Here is a 22,294-nt window from a genome sequence, read left to right as displayed (position 1 = left end):
ATTTACTCGCTGGCCGGGAGTTGCGATGGAAGATCAATATCCTGCACGACGCCGGGGTACTCAAGCGGCAGCAGGTGCACTGCCGCGCCTTGCAGCAGTTCACGCGCGCCATTATCGCCGCGCAGTTGGCAAAGCGGTTTGCGCAATCGGGCGGAAAAGCCGACCGGGTGACCGGGCTGTTGCGCATAGCAGGGGCGCACGATCGCGTGTTGCCGTAAGGCATCCGCCACCTGTCGGAAAACGTCGGCGCCGACGAACGGCATATCGGCCAGGTGGATCAGCCAGCCCTGCCAGTGCGGCGTGGCCGCAACGCCCGCGGCGATCGAGTCGCCGAGGCCCCCGCTGGCGAGCAGGGTGACCGGCACTTGCTTGGCGGCGCAGGCTGCCAGCACCGGCAGATTATCCGGCCGGGTTACCACCTGTACCGGCAGGCCGGAAGCCAGCGCCTGGCGCAGAGTGTGTTCGAACAGCGATCGCTGCTCGCCCGCTGCATCGGCGTATCCGGCGTTCAATTTGTTGCCCTGGCCGCCGGCCTGGATAAAGCGCTCCCCGCGTCCGGCGGCGGTAATGACAATGCCCGTGGTCATGCTTGAAGTCCGCGTTTGCGCAAATTATTTATTAGCCTACAAACTACCTGTGTTTTGCAAATGTTTTTTTGTTGAAAACAGCCTGTTAATCATCACATAATTTTAGTTATAAGCATATGCTTATGACGTCTACGGCAAGGTCGTCAGCGTTTGCGCAACAACACCGCGAACAAAAACCAATTACAAGAAAGACGTGAAGGACTTATTTATGAGCAATTTCAACCCGTCGCGGCGCCGCTTTATCAAAAGCGCCGTGATTGCGGGGGTGTCTGTGTATCTCGCGCCCCTGTACAGCCGCGCCTACGCCGCGCTGTTCGAGCAAAAAATCCTCCAGTCGCCTAACTGGGATCCGCAGACCAAACGCGTCCGTTTCCGCATCGATGGCCGCGCCAAGGTCATGGGGCAGAAGGTGTTCGCGCGCGATATCCGCGCGGTGGACATGCCGCACTGGCCGCAGAAACAGGCGCACGCCTTCATTCTGCGCGTCACCAAAGCCGACCGGCTGTTCGAAGGGGTCGATCTGTCGCTGTTGGGGGACGACCTGCAGCCGGATCGCCTGGTGACGGCGGAAGATCTGGCGCGCGATGGCCTGGCCTTCCCGGCGTTCTACGGTGACGACATGCTGCTGCCGAGCGGCAAAACCCCGGCCTACCTCGGTCAGGCGGTGGCGATCCTGATCTATCACGACTTCGCCCGATTCCGCTTTGCCAAGGACAAGCTGAAATTCCGTGAAGAGACCATCAAATTCGGCGCGGTCACCGGCCCGCTGGAGCGCGATCCCTGGGGCAGCTTCCGCTATGTGCGGGTGGGGGGCGATCAACCGTTCGACGACGATCGCTTCTCCAGCCTGAAGGACACGCCAATCTTCCCGGTATCGATGAAAAAGCACCTGCCGGTGTGGCCGGAAGGGCGCGAGGGCGGCAAGCTGGATCAGGAAGGCATGCGCTATGCGGGCCAGATCGCCGACGAGATGGCCAACCCGCCGGCCGACTGGCTGGTGATGTCACGCCGCTACACCACGCAGTCGATCGATACCTCGGCGCTGGAGCCGGACAACGCCAACGGCTGGTTCGACGCGCAGACGCAAACCCTGCATCTGGTGGTGCCGACCCAGTCGCCGCAGGAAGTGGCCGACGAGATGCCGCGCATGCTGGCCAAGCGCAACCCGCCGGTGAAACAGCTAATCCTGCACCCGTGCTACACCGTGGGCTACGGCTCGAAAGATCACTACAACTTCCCCTATTACGGCGCAGTGGCGGCGATGTACGGCGACGGCCACCCGGTGCGCCTGGCCAATGACCGCTTCGAGCAGTTCCAGACGGCGCTGAAGCGCCACGCGTTCGACATGAACTATCGCATCGCGGTGAATCGCCAGACCGGCGTTATGCAGTCGTTCCTCGGTGACATGACGGCGGACGGCGGCGGCCGCAGCAACTTTACCCCTTCGGTGGTGATGGTCGGCGCGACCGCCGCCCAGTCGATTTACTACTTCCCAAAAAGCGATCTGTCGTCGGTCGGGCTGGCCTCACGCGCCATCGACGCCGGTTCGGCGCGCGGTTACGGCACGCTGCAGAGCATGGCCGCCACCGAGATGATGGTGGATGAGCTGGCCGCCGAGCTGAAGATCGACCCGATCGAGTTCCGCCTGCGCAACGTGCTGAAATCCGGCATGAAAAACACCCAAGGGGCGATCCCGGCCGGTGCGATCCGCGCCGATGAAGTGCTGGAGAAGGCGGCGAAGCATGAGATGTGGCTCAAGCGCGCCGAACGCAAGGCCGAGTTTGAGAGCCGCTATCCCGGCAAGCGCTATGGCGTTGGCTTCAGCTGCGTGCAGAAAGACTTCGGCACCGGGGCGGAAACCTCGTTCGCCCGGGTGGAGCTGAGCGAGGACGGGCGCATCACCCTGCATCACAGCGGCGCGGAGATGGGCACCGGCATGTCGACCTCGCAGTCGGTACTGTGCGCGCAGTGGCTGGGCAAACCGGCCGACGAAGCGCACTTCTCGGTCACCGACTGGTCGGTACTGCCGATGGTCACCAGCGGCGATCCTTACCTGATGTCGCAAGAAGAGCAGGACAAGCTGCAAACCAACCCCAACTGGACGCCGAGCTACTGTTCGCCGTCGAGCGCCAGCAATTCGGCCTATTACTTCTCGCACAGCACCCGCGAAGCGGCGCGCCTGATCTTCGATCACGGCCTGTGGCCGGCGGCGATGGCGCTGTGGCAGGCCGGTATCGGCGGCGGCCAGGCGGCGCCGCTGGTGGTGCGGCGCGAAGATGCGCGTTGGGTCGAAGGCGGCCTGACGGCGGCGGGCATGTCGGTGCTGAGCCTCGAGCTGCTGGCCAAGACGGCTTATCAGATGGGCGGCGTCACCGGCGCGGCGGTGCACGTGTTCAACCGCTGGCAGTGGGCGGAGGCCGATTTCACGTTGAACGGCAAAAGCGAGCGCCTGCCGGTCGACGGCATGGCGCTGCGCAACGCCGGCGGCGAATTCAAACCGCTGGCGCGCGGGCAGGTCTATTATCCGCCGACCCAGCGCAACAATGCGGCGGTGACCTACTACAGCGCCGTTGGCACGCTGGCGGAAGTGGCGGTGGATATCGCCACCGGCCAGGTGGAATTGCTGAATCACCACTCGATCATGGAGTGTGGCAACCTGATCGTGCCGGAACTGGTTTCCGGCCAACTGCAGGGCGGGCTGGCGATGGGGATCGGCCATGCGCTGCACGAATATTTACCACTGTACGAAGACGGCCCGGGCAACGGCACCTGGAACTTCAACCGTTACCACCTGCCGCGCGCTAGTGACGTGGCGGTGTGGAAGCAGAGCGGCGACATCCTGCCGGCGCTGTCGGAAACCGATCCGCCGAAAGGCATGGCGGAGGTGGTGATGATCCCGATCGTGGCCGCGCTGGTCAACGCCATCGCCGACGCCACCGGCCACCGTTTCCGTGATTTGCCCGTTCGTGCAGAAAATATTCGTGAGGTATTACAATGAGCATTAAAACCCAGCCGATTTCCCTGACCATCAACGAAAAGCAGTACGGCCCGATCGAGGTGCCGGAAGGCTTGATGATGATCGATTTCCTGCACGAGTACCTTGACCTGACCGGTTCGCGCCTCGGCTGCGGGCAGGGCATTTGCCACGCGTGCGTGGCGATCGTCGATCACCCGAGCGGCACTAGCGAAGAGGTGCGCACCTGCATCACCGGCGCGCATTTCTTCAACGGCAAGAAAGTGCGTACCGTCGAAGGCCATGCCAAGGTGGACGAGCAGGGCGAGGTGGTTGAACTGTCGCCGATCCAGCAGGCGTTTCTGGAGCACTACAGCTTCCAGTGCGGCTACTGCACGCCGGGCTTCGTCAACGCCGCCACCATTTTCGTGGAAAAGCTCAAGCGTGAGCCGATCGCCCGCGAACAGCTGGAAAACGCCATCGAGCAGGCGCTGGACAGCCACATCTGCCGCTGCACCGGCTACGTGCGCTACTACGAAGCGGTGCGCGACGTGGTGCTGAAAACGCCGGGCCTGCTGAAGGAGACGGCGCAATGAAAAAACGTCTCGCAGTGTTGATTGTGCTGGTGGCGATCGTGGTGATTGCGCTGCTGTGGTGGCGGGAAAACCGGCGTTACGACGGCCCGGTGCAGCAGGTAACCGCCAGCGCCGAACAGATCGCGCGCGGCCGCTATCTGGCGCAGGCCGCCGACTGCGCCGCCTGTCATACCGCCAGCGGCGGGGCGCCGTTGGCCGGCGGCTATCCGCTGGACACGCCGTTCGGCACGATTTACGGCAGCAACCTGACGCCATCGGGCGACCACGGCATCGGGCGCTGGAGCAAGGACGACTTCTTCCTGGCGCTGACGCAGGGCGTGGCGCCGGGCGGGCGGCACCTGTACCCGGCGATGCCTTACACCTCGTACAAGGGCATGTCGCGTCAGGACGCCGATGACATCTACGCTTACCTGATGACGCGCCCGGCGGTGGACGTGGCCATTCCGGCCAACGAGATGCCGTTCCCGTTCAACCAGCGCATGGCGCTGATCGGCTGGAACCTGCTGTTCCGCAGCCAGGATCCGCTGCCGGCCAGCTCGCAGGGCAGCTCGTCGCAATGGCAGCGCGGCCGCTATCTAGCCGACGTGCTGGGCCACTGTGGCGAATGCCACACGCCGCGCGGCGCGCTGGGGCAGATGGATCTCGGCAAGCCGATGCAGGGCGGCGATCTCGGCCGCTTCATGGCGCCGGACATTACGCCGCACGGCCTGGCGCAGCGCGGCTGGACACCGCAGGACGTCAGCCGCTTCCTTGGCACCGGCCTCGCGCCGCAGGGTTCGGCCTTCAGTGAGATGCATATGGTGGTGGATCTCAGCACCCGTCATTTGACGCCAGAAGACCATCAGGCGCTGGCGCTCTATCTGATGGGCGAGCAGCCGCCAGCGGCGGTGCCGGTGAAAATGGGGCAGGGCAGCGATGCCGGGCGCATGACCTATCTGGATCAGTGTGCCGGCTGTCATGCGCGCGAAGGCGAAGGCAAACCGCACGTCGCACCGGCGATGCGCGATAACGCCACGCTGCGCCAGGCGGACGGCCAGAACCTGATCGTGTCGGTGCTGGACGGCTTGCCGGCCCAGCAGTTCCCGAACGGTGAAAGCATGCAGAGCATGCCGGGCTTCGGCGAGCGTCTGAGCGATGCCGACGTGGCGGAACTGGTAAATTACCTGCGGGTGACCTGGGGCGGTTTGCCGGCGGACGTCACCGCCGAGCAGGTGAAAGCGCTGCGCAAGTAAGCGGCGTTCAGACGAAAAAAATGGCCCGCATCTGCGGGCCATTTTATTGCGCGGTCACGGGATTCAACGGCTGGTGACGCCGTCGACGCGTTGGCTGCGCTGTTTGATGGCGTAACCGACGGCCAGGATCGCCACCCATACCGGGATCAGCAGCACCGAGATTTGAATGCCCGGCGTCAGGTACATGATCACCAGGATGCCGGCCATGAACAGCAGGCACAGGTAGTTGCTGAACGGGTACCAGAACGCTTTGAACTTCGGCACCACGCCTTCGCGGTTTTTAGCGGCGCGGAACTTCAGGTGCGCCAGGCTGATCATCGCCCAGTTGATCACCAGCGCCGACACCACCAACGCCATCAGCAGTTCGAAGGCACGGCCCGGGATCAGGTAGTTAATCAGCACGCACAGCGCGGTGGCGAGGGCGGAGATGCCGATGGCCACCACCGGCACGCCGCGGCCGTCGACCTTCAGCAGGCTTTTCGGGCCGTTGCCCTGCTGCGCCAGACCGTACAGCATGCGGCTGTTGCAGTAGACGCAGCTGTTGTACACCGACAGCGCGGCGGTGAGCACCACGACGTTTAGCACGGTCGCCACCAGGTTGCTGTTCAGCGCGTGGAAGATCAGTACGAACGGGCTGCCGCCTTCGACCACTTTGCCCCACGGGTACAGCGACAGCAGAATAGCCAGCGAACCGATATAGAAGATCAGGATGCGGTAGATCACCTGATTGGTGGCTTTCGGAATGCTCTTTTGCGGGTTGTCGGCTTCGGCGGCGGTGATGCCAACCAGTTCGAGGCCGCCGAAGGAGAACATGATCACCGCCATCGCCATCACCAGGCCCATGACGCCGTTCGGGAAGAACCCGCCCTGCGCCCACAGGTTGGTGACGGTGGCTTCCGGGCCGCCCATGCCGCTGAACAGCAGGTAGGCGCCGAACACGATCATGCCGATAATCGCCACCACCTTGATGATGGCGAACCAGAACTCCATCTCGCCGTAAACTTTAACGTTGGCGAGGTTGATGGCGTTGATCGCCAGGAAGAATACCGCGGCGGAGACCCAGGTCGGGATCTCCGGCCACCAGTACTGCACGTAGATGCCGACCGCGGTCAGCTCCGCCATCGCCACCAGGACATACAGCACCCAGTAGTTCCAGCCGGAGGCGAAGCCGGCGAAGTTGCCCCAGTATTTGTAGGCGAAGTGGCTGAAGGAACCGGCGACCGGCTCTTCCACCACCATTTCCCCCAGCTGGCGCATGATCAGAAACGCGATGAAGCCGCCGATGGCGTAGCCGAGAAGCACTGACGGGCCGGCCATTTTTATTGTTTGAGCGATACCGAGAAATAACCCGGTACCGATTGCGCCACCTAAGGCGATGAGCTGAATATGGCGGTTTTTCAGGCCGCGTTTCAGCTGGTCACCCTGCTGTTGACCATCCATCAATCTAACCCTCTGTCGTTGTGAATGCCCACCTGCCTGTAAAGCAGTGGTTACGATGTGTGTTTTGTTTTATTTACAGCGTTATAGCTATTAATTCCACGGCGCCGCTACCGTTTGGCAGAGAATAATGTTATGCGCGTCGGTTTGCACCTGCTTTGTCGTGTGAGTGATTAAGATTGCAGCAGTTTAGGAAACAAAATGCGGGTTGTGTGACGGCGGGGGGGATTCAGTGCATGAAATAAGCAACAAATCACATAATGCGCAAAAATAACGTAGATCTGAACGGTGGGGTGCGTTCAAATAATGAACGAACCGCCGTTGCGCTGCTCGCCAAATAGCCATTCATTAAAGCGTCATAACCATGCAATAAAACTCGGGCAAAAAGTTTGCACTCTGCCTTGCGTAAGGTTTGGTAAAAGTTAAATCCCCAACCCGCCGCGTAAATGGTAATACCATCACGGCGTTACCGGTTTGCAGCGGGGTTTTCAGCGGGGTGTTAAAATGTGCGGGTAACCTGATTTCGATCAAGGCCCGTATGGACAGGAGGTGAATACTTTGTTACTTTACCGTCACGTTTTTGAAATTGGTATTACCAATTGACTCCGCGCCATTCGCAGAGAAGAATTCACTCATGGCCTACAGCAAAATCCGCCAACCCAAGTTGTCAGATGTTATCGAGCAACAGCTCGAATACCTGATCCTCGAGGGGACACTGCGCCCAGGCGAAAAACTGCCTCCGGAGCGCGAGCTGGCGAAACAATTTGATGTCTCCCGTCCTTCTCTGAGAGAGGCCATTCAGCGCCTTGAAGCGAAAGGGCTGCTCCTGCGCCGTCAGGGCGGCGGCACCTTCGTGCAAACTAATCTGTGGCAGAGCTTCAGCGATCCGCTGGCCGAGCTGCTGGCCGACCATCCCGAATCACAGTTCGATCTGCTGGAAACCCGTCACGCGCTGGAAGGCATTGCCGCCTATTACGCGGCGCTGCGCGGCACCGATGAAGATCTGGCGCGCATCCGCGATTGCCACATCGTGATTCAACAGGCTCAAGACAGCGGCGATCTCGACGCCGAGGCCGATGCGGTCATGCAGTATCAAATCGCCGTGACTGAAGCCGCTCACAACGTTGTGTTACTTCACCTGCTACGCTGCATGGGGCCGATGCTGGAACAGAACGTGCGTCAGAACTTTGAATTGCTCTACTCGCGCCGTGAGATGTTGGCAAAAGTGAGCAGCCACCGCGCCGGAATTTTTGAGGCGATTGTGGCACGCGAGCCGGAAAAGGCCCGTGAAGCCTCGCATCGCCACTTGGCGTTTATCGAGGAAATCTTGCTGGATCTCAGCCGGGAGCATACTCGGCGCGAGAGATCGCTACGGCGTCTCCAGCAACGCAAGGATTAAGAGCTGTCCTCTTCAGGGTACACCAGCCTGCGGGGATTAAGTTCGAGGTACTTAGTTAAGTACTTAAGCGGCAACTAAACTGATGGGCCTGTCTTCGTGTGTTTTTGCACAGAGCACAGGAAGACAGGCTCCAAACAAACCATTAGACAGATAAGGAATACCACCATGTCAGAACGTTTAAACAATGACGTGGATCCGATCGAAACCCGCGACTGGCTGCAGGCGATCGAATCGGTCATCCGTGAAGAGGGTGTTGAGCGAGCTCAGTTTCTGATTGATCAGGTATTGGGAGAAGCCCGCAAAGGCGGCGTTAACGTTGCGGCCGGTGCTGCAGCGCACAACTACGTCAACACCATCGCGGTAGAAGACGAACCGGCCTACCCAGGCAACCTGGATCTGGAACGCCGCATTCGCTCTGCGATCCGTTGGAACGCGATCATGACCGTTCTGCGCGCATCCAAAAAAGACCTGGAGCTGGGCGGCCACATGGCTTCCTTCCAGTCTTCCGCGACCTTCTATGAAGTCTGCTTTAACCACTTCTTCCGCGCACGCAACGAGAAAGACGGCGGCGACCTGGTGTACTTCCAGGGCCACATCTCTCCAGGCGTTTACGCGCGTGCCTTCCTTGAAGGCCGCCTGACCGAAGAACAAATGAACAACTTCCGTCAGGAAGTGCACGGCAATGGCCTGTCCTCTTATCCGCATCCTAAGCTGATGCCGGAATTCTGGCAGTTCCCGACCGTTTCCATGGGCCTGGGCCCAATCAGCGCCATCTATCAGGCGAAGTTCCTGAAATACCTGGAACACCGTGGCCTGAAAGATACCTCTGAGCAGACCGTTTACGCCTTCCTGGGCGACGGTGAAATGGATGAGCCGGAATCCAAAGGCGCCATCACCATCGCGACCCGCGAGAAGCTGGACAACCTGGTGTTCGTCATCAACTGCAACCTGCAGCGCCTGGACGGCCCGGTTACCGGCAACGGCAAGATCATCAACGAACTGGAAGGCATCTTCTCCGGCGCAGGCTGGCAGGTGCTGAAAGTGATCTGGGGCGGCCGTTGGGACGAACTGCTGCGTAAAGACACCAGCGGTAAACTGGTTCAGCTGATGAACGAGACCCTGGACGGCGACTACCAGACCTTCAAATCCAAAGACGGCGCTTACGTGCGTGAGCACTTCTTTGGCCGTTACCCGGAAACCGCGGCGCTGGTCAAAGACATGACCGACGACGAAATCTGGGCGCTGAACCGTGGTGGTCACGATCCGAAGAAAATCTTCGCTGCACTGAAAAAAGCGCAGGACACCAAAGGCAAACCGACCGTTATCCTGGCCCACACCATCAAAGGTTACGGCATGGGTGAAACCGCGGAAGGTAAAAACATCGCTCACCAGGTGAAGAAAATGAACATGGAAGGGGTTCACCACTTCCGCGATCGTTTCAACGTGCCGGTTGCCGATGCTGACATCGAAAAACTGCCGTACATCACCTTCGACAAAGAGTCCGAAGAGTACAAATACCTGCACGAACGTCGCCAGGCGCTGAAAGGCTACGTGCCGACGCGTCTGCCTGAGTTCACCCAGAAGCTGGAAATGCCGGCGCTGGAAGATTTCAGCTCGCTGCTGGAAGAGCAGAACAAAGAGATCTCCACCACTATCGCCTTCGTGCGTGCCCTGAACGTGATGCTGAAGAACAAGTCGATCAAAGATCGCCTGGTACCAATCATCGCCGACGAAGCGCGTACCTTCGGTATGGAAGGTCTGTTCCGTCAGATCGGTATCTACAGCCCGAACGGCCAGCAGTACACTCCGCAGGACCGTGAGCAGGTTGCTTACTACAAAGAAGACGAGAAAGGCCAAATCCTGCAGGAAGGCATCAACGAACTGGGTGCAGCCTCTTCCTGGCTGGCCGCAGCGACTTCCTACAGCACCAACGATCTGCCGATGATTCCGTTCTACATCTACTACTCGATGTTCGGTTTCCAGCGTATCGGCGACCTGTGCTGGGCAGCGGGCGACCAACAGGCGCGCGGCTTCCTGATCGGCGGGACCTCGGGCCGTACTACCCTGAACGGCGAAGGTCTGCAGCACGAAGATGGCCACAGCCACATTCAGTCTCTGACCATCCCTAACTGCATCTCTTACGATCCGGCTTACGCGTACGAAGTGGCGGTGATCATGCACGACGGTCTGGTGCGCATGTATGGCGACAACCCGGAAAACGTGTACTACTACCTGACCACGCTGAACGAAAACTACCACATGCCTGCGATGCCGCAGGGTGCGGAAGAAGGTATCCGCAAGGGTATCTACAAGCTGGAAACGCTGGAAGGCAGCAAAGGCAAGGTACAGCTGCTGGGCTCCGGTGCCATCCTGCGCCACGTGCGCGAAGCTGCGCAGATCCTGGCGAAGGACTACGGCGTGGGTTCCGACACCTACAGCGTGACCTCGTTCACCGAACTGGCGCGCGACGGCCAGGACTGCGAGCGCTGGAACATGCTGCACCCAACCGAAACGCCACGCGTACCTTACATCGCTCAGGTGATGAGCGACGCGCCGGCGGTAGCGTCTACCGACTACATGAAACTGTTCGCCGAACAGGTTCGTACTTATGTGCCGGCCAGCGATTATCGCGTACTGGGCACCGACGGCTTCGGTCGTTCGGACAGCCGCGAAAACCTGCGTCACCACTTCGAAGTCGATGCATCTTACGTGGTGGTTGCTGCTCTGGGTGAACTGGCTAAACGCGGTGAGATCGAAGCTTCTGTGGTTGCTGATGCAATCAAGAAATTCGACATCAACCCGGAAAAAGTTAACCCGCGTCTGGCCTAAGAGGTACTGAATAATGTCTATCGAAATCAACGTACCGGACATCGGTGCAGATGAAGTCGAAATCACCGAGATTCTGGTGAAGGTCGGCGATAAAGTTGAAGCGGAACAATCGCTGATCACCGTGGAAGGCGACAAGGCTTCCATGGAAGTGCCCTCCCCTCAGGCGGGCGTGGTGAAAGAGATTAAAGTGGCGGTCGGCGATAAAACCGAAACCGGCAAACTGATCATGATCTTCGAAGCGGCAGGCGCAGCGGAAGCTGCACCGGCGGCGAAAGCGGAAGAAAAACCGGCGGCAGCAGCAGCTGCCCCGGCTGCCGCTGCGGCCAAAGACGTTGCTGTGCCGGACATCGGCGCCGACGAAGTCGAAGTGACCGAGATCCTGGTGAAAGTGGGCGACAAGGTGGAAGCCGAGCAGTCCCTGATCACTGTGGAAGGCGACAAGGCTTCCATGGAAGTCCCTGCGCCGTTCGCAGGCACCGTGAAAGAGATCAAGATCGCGACCGGCGACAAAGTGAAAACCGGTTCCCTGATCATGGTGTTCGAAGTGGCTGGCGCCGCTTCTGCTGCGGCCCCGGCTGCGGCTGAAGCTCCTGCCGCCGCTGCAGCGCCTGCGGCCTCTGCGGCCAAAGACGTCGCCGTGCCGGATATCGGCGGTGACGAAGTCGAAGTGACCGAGGTGATGGTTAAGGTGGGCGACAAGGTTGCCGCCGAGCAGTCTCTGATCACCGTGGAAGGCGACAAGGCCTCCATGGAAGTGCCTGCTCCGTTCGCGGGTACCGTGAAAGAGATCAAGATCGCGACCGGCGACAAAGTGAAAACCGGCTCCCTGATCATGGTGTTCGAAGTGGAAGGCGCTGCGCCTGCCGCTGCCGCCGCTCCAGCCGCTAAAGCGGACGCTGCGCCGGCGCCGGCCGCCGCTAAAGCCGCCGCTCCGGCTGCGAAAGCTGACGACAAAGGCGAGTTCGCCGAGAACGCGGCATACGTGCACGCGACCCCGGTCATTCGTCGTCTGGCGCGTGAATTCGGCGTTAACCTGGCGAAAGTGAAAGGTACCGGTCGTAAAGGCCGCATCCTGCGCGAAGACGTTCAGACTTACGTGAAAGACGCGGTGAAACGCGCTGAAGCAGCTCCGGCTGCTGCCGGCGGCGGTCTGCCAGGCATGTTGCCATGGCCGAAAGTGGACTTCAGCAAGTTCGGCGAGATCGAAGAAGTCGAAATGGGCCGCATCCAGAAGATCTCTGGCGCGAACCTGAGCCGCAACTGGGTGATGATCCCGCACGTGACTCACTTCGACAAAACCGACATCACCGATCTGGAAGCGTTCCGCAAGCAACAGAACGAAGAAGCGGCCAAGCGCAAGCTGGACGTGAAGTTCACGCCTGTCGTGTTCATCATGAAAGCCGTTGCTGCCGCTCTGGAGCAGATGCCGCGCTTCAACAGCTCGCTGTCCGAAGATGGCCAGAAGCTGACGCTGAAGAAATACATCAACATCGGCGTGGCGGTAGATACCCCGAACGGCCTGGTGGTTCCGGTGTTCAAGGACGTGAACAAGAAGAGCATCACCGAGCTGTCTCGCGAACTGATGGCCATCTCCAAGAAAGCGCGCGACGGCAAGTTGACCGCGGGCGAGATGCAGGGCGGCTGCTTCACCATCTCCAGCCTGGGTGGCATCGGGACGACTCACTTCGCGCCGATCGTCAACGCGCCGGAAGTGGCTATCCTGGGCGTCTCCAAGTCTGCGATGGAGCCGGTCTGGAACGGTAAAGAGTTCATGCCGCGCCTGATGATGCCGATGTCGCTGTCCTTCGACCACCGCGTTATCGACGGTGCCGATGGTGCGCGCTTCATCACCATCATCAACAACATGTTGTCCGACATTCGCCGTCTGGTGATGTAATGCAAAAGGGGCGCAGCATGCTGCGCCCCTGATGATTCTGTAGCAGTTTTGTCGGATTTTGCACAACTCGACAAAATTGTTGAGACACGGGTCACTCGAACACGCTTTGCAGATTATTAACAATTCTGTAAACTGCTCGCGGTGTAAGCGTCCCGGTGGATGAAGGGCGTTATGAGATCGATTAGCAATAAAAATGACGTCTGACCCGCCGGACAATCAATTAAGAGGTCATGATGAGTACTGAAATTAAAACTCAGGTCGTGGTACTTGGGGCGGGCCCGGCAGGTTACTCTGCAGCCTTTCGTTGCGCTGACTTAGGTCTTGAAACCGTTCTGGTTGAACGTTATTCCACTCTGGGCGGGGTTTGCCTGAACGTGGGATGTATCCCTTCCAAAGCACTGCTGCACGTTGCCAAAGTGATCGAAGAAGCCAAAGCGCTGGCCGAACACGGCATCGTTTTCGGCGAGCCGAAAACCGACATCGACAAAGTGCGCGTCTGGAAAGAAAAAGTCATCACTCAGCTGACCGGCGGTCTGGCTGGCATGGCGAAAGGCCGTAAAGTGAAAGTGGTCAACGGCCTGGGCAAGTTCACCGGCGCTAACACCCTGGTTGTGGAAGGCGAAAACGGCCCAACCACCATCAACTTCGACAACGCCATCATCGCTGCAGGTTCTCGTCCGATCCAACTGCCATTCATTCCTCATGAAGATCCACGCGTGTGGGATTCCACCGATGCGCTGGAACTGAAAACCGTCCCAGAGCGTCTGCTGGTTATGGGCGGCGGCATCATCGGCCTGGAAATGGGCACCGTATACCATGCACTGGGTTCACAGATCGACGTCGTTGAAATGTTCGATCAGGTTATCCCGGCGGCAGATAAAGACGTGGTGAAAGTCTTCACCAAGCGTATCAGCAAGCAGTTCAACCTGATGCTGGAAACCAAAGTGACCGCGGTAGAAGCCAAAGAAGACGGCATCTACGTCACGATGGAAGGTAAAAAAGCGCCAGCAGAACCACAGCGTTACGACGCGGTGCTGGTGGCGATCGGCCGCGTGCCGAACGGCAAACTGCTGGATGCTGGCAAAGCCGGTGTTGAAGTTGACGAGCGTGGCTTCATCAACGTCGACAAACAGCTGCGTACCAACGTGCCGCACATCTTCGCTATCGGCGACATCGTCGGTCAGCCGATGCTGGCGCACAAAGGCGTGCACGAAGGCCACGTTGCCGCAGAAGTTATCGCCGGCATGAAGCACTACTTCGATCCGAAAGTGATCCCATCCATCGCTTACACCGAGCCGGAAGTGGCATGGGTGGGTCTGACCGAGAAAGAAGCGAAAGAGAAAGGCATCAGCTACGAAACCTCCACCTTCCCGTGGGCGGCTTCCGGCCGTGCGATCGCTTCCGACTGTGCAGACGGCATGACCAAACTGATCTTCGACAAAGAAACTCACCGCATCATCGGTGGCGCGATTGTCGGCACCAACGGCGGTGAACTGCTGGGTGAAATCGGTCTGGCTATCGAGATGGGCTGCGACGCGGAAGACATCGCGCTGACCATCCACGCTCACCCGACCCTGCACGAATCCGTGGGCCTGGCGGCGGAAATCTACGAAGGCAGCATCACCGACCTGCCTAACCCGAAAGCCAAGAAGAAGTAATTCTGCTGGTTTGACCGGTAAACAAGCGGCTCCTGAGAAGGGGCCGTTTTTTTTTGCTCAGATGCACCAAGCGGTATTTTTGTGGCCGCTGCGCCAAATTCCGATCCTTATGCTTATATCCATTTTAATTATGTGGATATAATGCTCTGCTAGTCCGGCAGCCGATTACGCTGCGCTCAACGATTCAGCAAAGATTTAATGTTGCTTTTATGTGAACGAATTAACAACCGTTTCAAATCCTGATATGCTGGCTGAGCGGAACCGGGCACTGTACCTTACAGTCCAGGACATCGACAGCAGTGCCCCGTCAGGATAGATGGCATCAATATCGCCGTGCGCTCTACCCATCAGTCTTTCATGCTGTAACGCTGTTTGACCGTGCTTGTTTGCCCCAATCACCGTTTCGGGGCCTTTACGGGCCGATCGCCTAGCCACAGAGTGAAACCCCAAGGGTATAAACCCGGTTTGCATATACGCCAGGCACAATAAATGACAATGAGAGCGAGGAGAACGTCGTGCTAGAAGAATACCGTAAGCACGTAGCCGAGCGTGCTGCTGAGGGCATCGCCCCTAAGCCGCTAGACGCCACCCAAATGGCCGCGCTGGTCGAACTACTGAAGAATCCGCCAAAAGGCGAAGAAGAATTCCTGTTAGACCTGCTGATTAACCGTGTTCCACCGGGCGTCGACGAAGCCGCCTACGTCAAAGCAGGTTTCCTGGCGGCCATCGCCAAAGGTGAAGCGACATCCCCCCTGGTTACCCCCGAGAAAGCCATTGAACTGTTAGGCACCATGCAGGGCGGCTATAACATTCATCCGCTGATCGAAGCCCTGGACAACGAAAAGCTGGCGCCGATCGCCGCTAAAGCGCTGTCCCACACGCTGCTGATGTTCGACAACTTCTACGATGTGGAAGAGAAGGCGAAAGCCGGCAACGCGCACGCCAAGCAGATCATGCAGTCCTGGGCCGATGCCGAATGGTACCTGTCGCGCCCTGAGCTGGCGGAAAAGATCACCGTCACCGTGTTCAAAGTCACCGGCGAAACCAACACCGATGACCTGTCTCCGGCGCCGGACGCCTGGTCGCGTCCTGACATCCCGCTGCACGCGCTGGCGATGTTGAAAAACGAACGTGAAGGCATCGTGCCGGATCAGCCGGGCAGCGTCGGCCCGATCAAACAGATCGAGCTGCTGAACAAGAAAGGCTTCCCGCTGGCCTACGTCGGCGACGTGGTCGGCACCGGTTCCTCCCGTAAATCCGCCACCAACTCGGTGCTGTGGTTCATGGGCGACGACATCCCGCATGTGCCGAACAAGCGCGGCGGCGGCGTGGTGCTGGGCGGCAAGATTGCGCCTATCTTCTTCAACACCATGGAAGATGCCGGCGCCTTGCCGATCGAAGTGGACGTGTCCGAGCTGAACATGGGCGACGTGATCGACGTTTACCCGTACAAAGGTGAAGTGCGCAACCACGAAACCGGCGCGCTGATCGCCAACTTCGAGCTGAAAACCGACGTGCTGCTGGATGAAGTGCGCGCCGGCGGCCGTATCCCGCTGATCATCGGCCGCGGCCTGACCACCAAGGCGCGCGAAGCGCTCGGCCTGCCGCACAGCGACGTGTTCCGCATCGCCAAACCGGTTGCCGCGAGCAGCAAAGGCTTCTCGCTGGCGCAGAAAATGGTCGGCCGCGCCTGCGGCGTCGCCGGTATTCGCCCTGGCGAATACTGCGAACCGAAGATGACCTCCGTCGGTTCTCAGGACACCACCGGCCCGATGACCCGTGATGAGCTGAAAGACCTGGCCTGCCTCGGCTTCTCCGCCGACCTGGTCATGCAGTCGTTCTGCCACACCGCCGCGTACCCGAAACCGGTCGACGTGACCACGCACCACACGCTGCCTGACTTCATCATGAACCGCGGCGGCGTCTCGCTGCGTCCGGGCGACGGCGTGATCCACTCCTGGCTGAACCGTATGCTGCTGCCTGACACCGTCGGCACCGGCGGCGATTCCCACACCCGCTTCCCGATCGGCATCTCCTTCCCGGCCGGTTCCGGCCTGGTGGCGTTTGCCGCCGCGACCGGCGTGATGCCGCTGGATATGCCTGAGTCGGTGCTGGTGCGCTTCAAAGGCAAAATGCAGCCGGGCATCACCCTGCGCGATCTGGTGCACGCCATCCCTTACTACGCGATCCAGCAGGGTCTGCTGACCGTCGAGAAGAAGGGCAAGAAAAACATCTTCTCCGGCCGCATTCTGGAGATCGAAGGCCTGCCGGATCTGAAGGTCGAGCAGGCGTTTGAGCTGACCGATGCGTCCGCCGAACGTTCCGCCGCCGGTTGTACCATCAAGCTGGATAAGGCGCCGATTGAAGAGTACCTGAACTCCAACATCGTGCTGCTGAAGTGGATGATCTCCGAAGGCTACGGCGATCGCCGTACGCTGGAGCGCCGTATTCAGGGCATGGAAAAATGGCTGGCGGATCCGCAACTGCTGGAAGGCGATGCGGATGCGGAATACGCAGCGGTGATCGACATCGATCTGAACGAGATCAAAGAGCCGATCCTGTGCGCGCCGAACGATCCTGACGACGCACGCCTGCTGTCCGACGTGGCCAACAGCAAAATCGATGAAGTGTTCATCGGTTCTTGCATGACCAACATCGGCCACTTCCGCGCGGCCGGCAAGCTGCTGGATCAGCACAAGGGCCAGCTGCCGACCCGTCTGTGGGTGGCGCCGCCAACCAAGATGGATGCGGCTCAGCTGACCGAAGAAGGCTACTACAGCGTCTTCGGCAAGAGCGGTGCGCGTATCGAGATCCCGGGCTGCTCGCTGTGCATGGGCAACCAGGCGCGCGTGGCGGACGGCGCGACGGTGGTCTCCACCTCGACCCGTAACTTCCCGAACCGTCTGGGCACCGGTGCCAACGTCTATCTGGCGTCTGCCGAACTGGCCGCGGTAGCGTCCCTGTTGGGTCGCCTGCCGACGCCGGACGAGTACCAGACCTATATGGCGCAGGTCGACAAGACGGCGGCGGATACCTACCGCTACCTGAACTTTGACCAGCTGGGGCAGTACACCGAAAAAGCCGACGGCGTGATCTTCCAAACCGCCGTGTAAGCCGCTATATTGCGCAACTGTTTAACGGGAGGCCTTGGCCTCCCGTTTTATTTTGCTCAGTTGCCAACTTTGCGAGCGCTCACTGAGTTAGTCCGCCATTTATGTTTACACTAAGAAAAAGGGCTCAGGAGGGCATGCTATGGATTACGAATTTCTGCGTGACGTCACCGGTCAGGTGATCGTCAGATTTTCGATGGGGCATGAAGCGATTGGCCACTGGATCAACGAAGAAGTTAAAGGCGATTTCAACCTGCTGGACCGGATTGAAGCCGGTGCGGCCGAGGTCAAAGGCAGCGAGCGTCAATGGCAGCTGGAAGGCCATGAATATACGCTGCTGATGGATGGTGAAGAAGTGATGATCCGCGCCAATCAGCTGGAGTTTGAGGGCGATGAAATGGAAGAGGGGATGAACTACTACGACGAAGAAAGCCTCTCATTCTGCGGCGTTGAGGACTTCCTGCTGGTGTTGAAGGCCTATCGTTCTTTCATGCTGAAGTACTAAGCATCAGGGCGCGGCGTGCCGCGCCCTTTCCATCACAGATGCGGAATATTGCGGCCGTAATAGATTTCCTGCATCTCTTTCCATAACAGATCGGTGATCTGCTTGCGTTCGGCTGCGCTCAACGCCTCCGGCTCCGCGTTAAACAGGTAGTGTTTCAGATCGAAATCTTTCAGCAACATCTTGGTATGGAAGATATTTTCCTGGTAAACGTTCACGTCCATCATGTGGTACAGCGCCTTGATGTCTTCCGACATAAAGTTCTGGATCGAATTGATCTCGTGATCGATGTAATGTTTCACGCCGTTCACGTCGCGGGTAAAACCGCGCACGCGATAGTCCATGGTGACGATGTCGGATTCCAGCTGGTGAATTAAGTAGTTCAGCGCCTTGAGGGGCGAAATGACGCCGCAGGTCGAGACCTCGATATCGGCGCGAAAGGTGCATAGCCCGCCTTCCGGATGGCTTTCCGGGTAGGTATGTACGCAGATATGGCTTTTGTCCAGGTGCGCGACGACCGTATTCGGCAACGGGCCTGGGTGTTCCGACGTATCGACGTCTTTCGGATCGATGGGCTCTTCGCTGACCAGGATGGTGACGCTGGCGCCCTGCGGCTCGTAGTCCTGACGCGCGATGTTCAGAATATTGGCGCCGATGATCGAGCAGGTCTCGCTCAGGATCTCGGTCAGCCGGTTGGCGTTATATTGTTCGTCTATGTAGGCGATATAGCCGTCGCGATCGTCCGCGGTTTTGGCATAACAAATATCGTAAATACAAAAACTCAGGCTCTTGGTCAGGTTGTTGAAGCCGTGCAGTTTTAGCTTATGCAATTTAGGCCACCTCCTTTATCTTCTCGCTTAACGTGTTACGTTCAGGGCATTGAGCAAATATTGCGGCAGGGCAAAGCTGCCGACGTGAATTGCCGGGTTGTAATAACGGCAGTGTAGGCCGCTTTGGTTAAAGCGTTGTTGCAGAGTCGGCAGATCGATCTGGCGCAGCGCCGGGTTCTGGCTCGCCCAGGCAAAGGTCATGATGCCGCCGTAATAGGTCGGGATCGCTGCCTGATAGAAGCTGACGTCGGTAAAGTAGCGGTTCAGTTTGGCGTGGCTGTTGACCGCCTCATCCTGTTGCAGGAAGCAGACGCCGTTCTGCGCAACGAAAATGCCGCCCTCATTCAGGCAGCGGGCGCAGCCTTCATAAAACGCCGAGGTGAACAGGCTTTCGCCGGGGCCGATCGGATCGGTGCAGTCGGAGATGATCACATCGAACGTTTCGTCGGTTTGATTCACGAAGTTGACGCCGTCGTCGATCACCAACTTGAAGCGCGGATCGTCATAGGCGCCGGCGCTGTGGTTGGGCAGGTATTGGCGGCAGAACTCGACGACACCGGCGTCGATCTCGACCATGGTGATCTGCTCCACGCCAGGATGCCGGCTGACTTCGCGCAGCATGCCGCCGTCGCCGCCGCCGATGATCAGCACTTTCTTCGCCTGGCCATGCGCCAGCAGCGGCACGTGGGTCAGCATTTCGTGATAGATGAACTCGTCACGCTCGGTGGTTTGCACCACGCCGTCGAGCGCCATCACGCGCCCCAGGACCGGGTTCTCGAAGATCACCAGATCCTGATGATCGGTCTTCTCGCGGTACAGCACCTTCTCTACCGAGAAATACTGGCCGAAGCCCGTATGCAGCGTTTCGTACCAAATTTCTTTCTGGGTCATGTGCGGGAAACTCCGTAATAACAGCCATGAAAAATCGGCGCAACATCATAGCTAACTCTGTCTGGCGATGCACGGTTGAATTTCAGACAGAGAGAGCGAAAGGCGGGTGGGGGAGAGGGGCGGAATTAGTTGGCGTAGGCCAGCAGGCTCAAAGAGTCGCGCGCCAGCGATTTGCACTTCTTAGGCGTTGGAATGGCGATGCCGCTGAGATCGCGATAGCTGTCTTCGCCCAGCGCCTTCATGTTAAAGCTGTTGTAGTTGCTCAAATCCCAGCGGTTTTGTTGCGCGAAATAGACAATGGCGCGTTTGATTTGCGCATTTGGCAAATCGTTGTAGCCGCAATCATTTTTCAAATAAATAAATACCGCCGTCAGATCGGCCAGATCTTCCGCCTCGGATTCATTCAGCGCCAGACTGGCGTTGGAGAAGCCCAGCATCGCCAGCAACAGCATCGATAACGTTGTTTTTTTCATCATGAAATAGGCCTGTTTGTCGTCTGCTGACGTTACCACACTTGCCTGTAAAGGCACCAAATTTTATTGCTGCCGGGCCGGCGTCGCGCGTGCCGGTCATACTCTCTTGATTGTGAGGCATAGCTTAAAATACCGCCAGGAAAGGCTTGACCTTCCGCCTGGGGGAAGGTTTAGGCTGACGGCATTGAGTTATGTCACTGAGAAAAGGGAGTCAGCGATGTTACGCCGTGATTTTATTAAATTAACCGCTGCGCTGGGCGCGGCGAGCGCATTGCCGTTATGGAGCCGGGCCGCTTGGGCGGCCGATCGGCCGGCCTTGCCGGTACCGCCGCTGTTGATGCCGGACGCGCAGGGAAAGATTGCGCTGGCGCTGCAGGCGGGTGAAACCCGCTGGTTGCCCGGTGCCGCCACCAAAACCTGGGGATTCAACGGCGCGCTGCTCGGGCCGGCGGTGAAGCTGCAGCGTGGCCAGCCGGTGACGGTCGATATCAAAAACAGCCTGGCGGAGGCCAGTACCGTCCACTGGCATGGGCTGGAAATTCCCGGCGACGTCGATGGCGGCCCGCAGGCGCTGATCCACCCCGGTGCGACGCGCACGGTGAATTTCACCGTCGAACAACCGGCCGCTACCTGCTGGTTCCACCCGCACACGCACGGTAAAACCGGCAGCCAGGTGATGATGGGGCTGGCGGGGTTGGTGCTGCTGGAAGACGATGAAAGCGCCAAACTGCCGCTGCCGAAAACCTGGGGGCAGGATGATATTCCGGTGATCCTGCAGGATAAGCGGCTGGGCAAAGACGCGCAGATCGAATACCGCCTGGACGTGATGAGCGCGGCGGTGGGCTGGTTTGGCGATCGCATGTTCACCAACGGCGCGCAGTATCCGCAACATCTGGCGCCGCGCGGCTGGCTGCGTCTGCGTTTTCTCAACGGTTGCAACGCCCGCTCGTTGAATCTGGCGGCCAGTGACAACCGTCCGCTGTATGTTATCGCCAGCGACGGCGGTTTCCTGGCTGAGCCGGTGAAGCTGACCGAGCTGCCGATGCTGATGGGCGAACGCTTTGAAGTGCTGGTGGATGCCTCCGACGGGAAAGCGTTCGATATCGTGACGCTGCCGGTGAAACAGATGGGCATGACGCTGGCTCCGTTCGATCAGCCGCTGCCGGTGTTGCGCATTCAGCCGTCGTTGGCACAGGGTATCAAAACCATGCCGGACAGCCTGGTGAAGCTGCCGACATTGCCTGCCACCACTGGTATCCAGGAGCGTTGGCTGCAGCTGATGATGGATCCGCAGCTGGATATGCTCGGCATGCAGGCGCTGATGGATCGTTATGGTCATCAGGCGATGGCCGGCATGAGCATGAATCATGGCGCGACGGGCGCTGGAGACATGAAAGGCATGGAGAAGGGCGGCATGCAGGGCATGGACCACGGCAATATGAAGGGCATGGATCATGGCAAGATGGCCGGGATGGATCACGGCGGCGCGCAGAGCAAAGCCAAACCGTTCGATTTCAGCCACGGCAACATGATCAACGGCAAGGCCTTCGACATGAACAAACCGATGTTTGCCGCCAAACGGGGCCAGTATGAAAAATGGACCATTTCCGGTGAGGGCGACATGATGCTGCACCCGTTCCACATTCACGGCACCCAGTTCCGTATCCTTTCGGAAAACGGCAAACCGCCGGCGGCGCATCGCAGCGGCTGGAAGGACACGGTGCGCGTCGAAGGTTGGCGCAGCGAAGTGCTGGTGCGTTTCGATCATCCGGCAAGCAGCGAACATGCGTATATGGCCCACTGCCACCTGTTGGAGCATGAAGATACCGGCATGATGATGGGCTTTACCGTCGACGACTGATCGCGGTTCATCGCTCAGGTGGCGGTGCGCTCGCGTCGC

At 59.2% G+C, this 22,294-nt stretch carries 15 protein-coding genes; 10 read left to right on the top strand and 5 right to left on the bottom strand.

The features are described 5' to 3' along the window. Positions 1 to 2: 2 nt before the first annotated feature. A complete protein-coding gene (locus BVU99_RS00345) occupies positions 3 to 587 on the bottom strand; it encodes a nucleotidyltransferase family protein (RefSeq protein WP_099817518.1) in 585 nt (194 codons plus the stop codon). Between the two features lie 208 nt (positions 588 to 795). On the opposite strand from BVU99_RS00345, the gene BVU99_RS00340 reads away from it, so the two are divergent. From BVU99_RS00340 to BVU99_RS00330, 3 genes are read left to right on the top strand one after another with little or no spacing between them, the layout of a single operon-like run. Beyond that, positions 796 to 3,585 (top strand): molybdopterin cofactor-binding domain-containing protein, encoded by a 2,790-nt coding sequence (locus tag BVU99_RS00340; protein WP_099817517.1) that lies wholly within the window; start codon positions 796 to 798, stop codon positions 3,583 to 3,585. Then, positions 3,582 to 4,136, top strand: coding sequence for a (2Fe-2S)-binding protein (locus tag BVU99_RS00335; RefSeq protein ID WP_025304236.1), 555 nt, complete (start codon positions 3,582 to 3,584; stop codon positions 4,134 to 4,136). Before BVU99_RS00340 ends, BVU99_RS00335 begins: the two co-directional genes overlap by 4 nt. Further along, positions 4,133 to 5,368: a cytochrome c gene (locus BVU99_RS00330; protein WP_099817516.1), complete on the top strand. Its 1,236-nt coding sequence runs from the start codon at positions 4,133 to 4,135 to the stop codon at positions 5,366 to 5,368. Before BVU99_RS00335 ends, BVU99_RS00330 begins: the two co-directional genes overlap by 4 nt. Before the next feature lie 63 nt (positions 5,369 to 5,431). On the opposite strand, the gene BVU99_RS00325 is transcribed toward BVU99_RS00330, so the two are convergent. Continuing rightward, entirely contained in the window at positions 5,432 to 6,808 is a 1,377-nt protein-coding gene (locus BVU99_RS00325) for an amino acid permease (protein WP_025304234.1), read from the bottom strand. Between the two features lie 631 nt (positions 6,809 to 7,439). On the opposite strand from BVU99_RS00325, the gene pdhR reads away from it, so the two are divergent. From pdhR to yacL, 6 genes are all read left to right on the top strand, one after another. Next, positions 7,440 to 8,204, top strand: a complete 765-nt coding sequence (gene pdhR, locus BVU99_RS00320; protein WP_004937490.1) for a pyruvate dehydrogenase complex transcriptional repressor PdhR — start codon at positions 7,440 to 7,442, stop codon at positions 8,202 to 8,204. 165 nt (positions 8,205 to 8,369) lie between these two features. Next, positions 8,370 to 11,033, top strand: coding sequence for a pyruvate dehydrogenase (acetyl-transferring), homodimeric type (aceE, locus tag BVU99_RS00315; protein WP_047729862.1), 2,664 nt, complete (start codon positions 8,370 to 8,372; stop codon positions 11,031 to 11,033). A 13-nt stretch (positions 11,034 to 11,046) separates the two neighbouring features. After that, a complete protein-coding gene (aceF, locus tag BVU99_RS00310) occupies positions 11,047 to 12,930 on the top strand; it encodes a pyruvate dehydrogenase complex dihydrolipoyllysine-residue acetyltransferase (RefSeq protein WP_043141312.1) in 1,884 nt (627 codons plus the stop codon). A 233-nt stretch (positions 12,931 to 13,163) separates the two neighbouring features. Further along, positions 13,164 to 14,588, top strand: coding sequence for a dihydrolipoyl dehydrogenase (gene lpdA / locus BVU99_RS00305; RefSeq protein ID WP_004937500.1), 1,425 nt, complete (start codon positions 13,164 to 13,166; stop codon positions 14,586 to 14,588). 515 nt (positions 14,589 to 15,103) lie between these two features. Next, complete coding sequence (acnB, locus tag BVU99_RS00300) at positions 15,104 to 17,701, top strand: bifunctional aconitate hydratase 2/2-methylisocitrate dehydratase (protein ID WP_043141310.1); 2,598 nt, start codon at positions 15,104 to 15,106, stop codon at positions 17,699 to 17,701. Between the two features lie 139 nt (positions 17,702 to 17,840). Beyond that, the gene (gene yacL / locus BVU99_RS00295; protein WP_004937507.1) at positions 17,841 to 18,203 is read left to right on the top strand and encodes a protein YacL; all 363 of its coding nucleotides are present in this window, start codon (positions 17,841 to 17,843) and stop codon (positions 18,201 to 18,203) included. 32 nt (positions 18,204 to 18,235) lie between these two features. Here yacL and speD read toward each other — a convergent pair whose 3' ends face one another. The 3 genes from speD to BVU99_RS00280 all read right to left on the bottom strand — a co-directional run bounded on the left by speD (position 18,236) and on the right by BVU99_RS00280 (position 20,394). Beyond that, complete coding sequence (gene speD / locus BVU99_RS00290; protein ID WP_004937510.1) at positions 18,236 to 19,030, bottom strand: adenosylmethionine decarboxylase; 795 nt, start codon at positions 19,028 to 19,030, stop codon at positions 18,236 to 18,238. 27 nt (positions 19,031 to 19,057) lie between these two features. After that, positions 19,058 to 19,921: a polyamine aminopropyltransferase gene (gene speE / locus BVU99_RS00285; protein WP_089181282.1), complete on the bottom strand. Its 864-nt coding sequence runs from the start codon at positions 19,919 to 19,921 to the stop codon at positions 19,058 to 19,060. A gap of 125 nt (positions 19,922 to 20,046) precedes the next feature. Continuing rightward, positions 20,047 to 20,394 carry a YacC family pilotin-like protein gene (locus tag BVU99_RS00280; protein WP_004937515.1) on the bottom strand — a complete coding sequence of 116 codons (348 nt, stop codon included), beginning with the start codon at positions 20,392 to 20,394 and terminating at the stop codon, positions 20,047 to 20,049. Positions 20,395 to 20,611: 217 nt separating this feature from the next. On the opposite strand from BVU99_RS00280, the gene cueO reads away from it, so the two are divergent. Further along, entirely contained in the window at positions 20,612 to 22,255 is a 1,644-nt protein-coding gene (gene cueO / locus BVU99_RS00275) for a multicopper oxidase CueO (RefSeq protein ID WP_025304229.1), read from the top strand. The last annotated feature ends 39 nt before the right edge of the window (positions 22,256 to 22,294 follow it).

The sequence above is a fragment of the Serratia sp. OLAL2 genome (genome assembly GCF_002752475.1).
Taxonomy (GTDB): domain Bacteria; phylum Pseudomonadota; class Gammaproteobacteria; order Enterobacterales; family Enterobacteriaceae; genus Serratia; species Serratia bockelmannii.
The sequence above is the reverse complement of the archived record's forward strand: the minus strand, read 5'-3'. Positions and strand labels throughout refer to the sequence as shown.

Bases quoted from the DNA above. Each gene is read 5' to 3' on its own strand.
- BVU99_RS00345 (WP_099817518.1), bottom strand. From the start codon at position 587: ATGACCACGGGCATTGTCATTACCGCCGCCGGACGCGGGGAGCGCTTT.
- BVU99_RS00340 (WP_099817517.1), top strand. From the start codon at position 796: ATGAGCAATTTCAACCCGTCGCGGCGCCGCTTTATCAAAAGCGCCGTG.
- BVU99_RS00335 (WP_025304236.1), top strand. From the start codon at position 3,582: ATGAGCATTAAAACCCAGCCGATTTCCCTGACCATCAACGAAAAGCAG.
- BVU99_RS00330 (WP_099817516.1), top strand. From the start codon at position 4,133: ATGAAAAAACGTCTCGCAGTGTTGATTGTGCTGGTGGCGATCGTGGTG.
- BVU99_RS00325 (WP_025304234.1), bottom strand. From the start codon at position 6,808: ATGGATGGTCAACAGCAGGGTGACCAGCTGAAACGCGGCCTGAAAAAC.
- pdhR (WP_004937490.1), top strand. From the start codon at position 7,440: ATGGCCTACAGCAAAATCCGCCAACCCAAGTTGTCAGATGTTATCGAG.
- aceE (WP_047729862.1), top strand. From the start codon at position 8,370: ATGTCAGAACGTTTAAACAATGACGTGGATCCGATCGAAACCCGCGAC.
- aceF (WP_043141312.1), top strand. From the start codon at position 11,047: ATGTCTATCGAAATCAACGTACCGGACATCGGTGCAGATGAAGTCGAA.
- lpdA (WP_004937500.1), top strand. From the start codon at position 13,164: ATGAGTACTGAAATTAAAACTCAGGTCGTGGTACTTGGGGCGGGCCCG.
- yacL (WP_004937507.1), top strand. From the start codon at position 17,841: ATGGATTACGAATTTCTGCGTGACGTCACCGGTCAGGTGATCGTCAGA.
- speE (WP_089181282.1), bottom strand. From the start codon at position 19,921: ATGACCCAGAAAGAAATTTGGTACGAAACGCTGCATACGGGCTTCGGC.
- BVU99_RS00280 (WP_004937515.1), bottom strand. From the start codon at position 20,394: ATGAAAAAAACAACGTTATCGATGCTGTTGCTGGCGATGCTGGGCTTC.
- cueO (WP_025304229.1), top strand. From the start codon at position 20,612: ATGTTACGCCGTGATTTTATTAAATTAACCGCTGCGCTGGGCGCGGCG.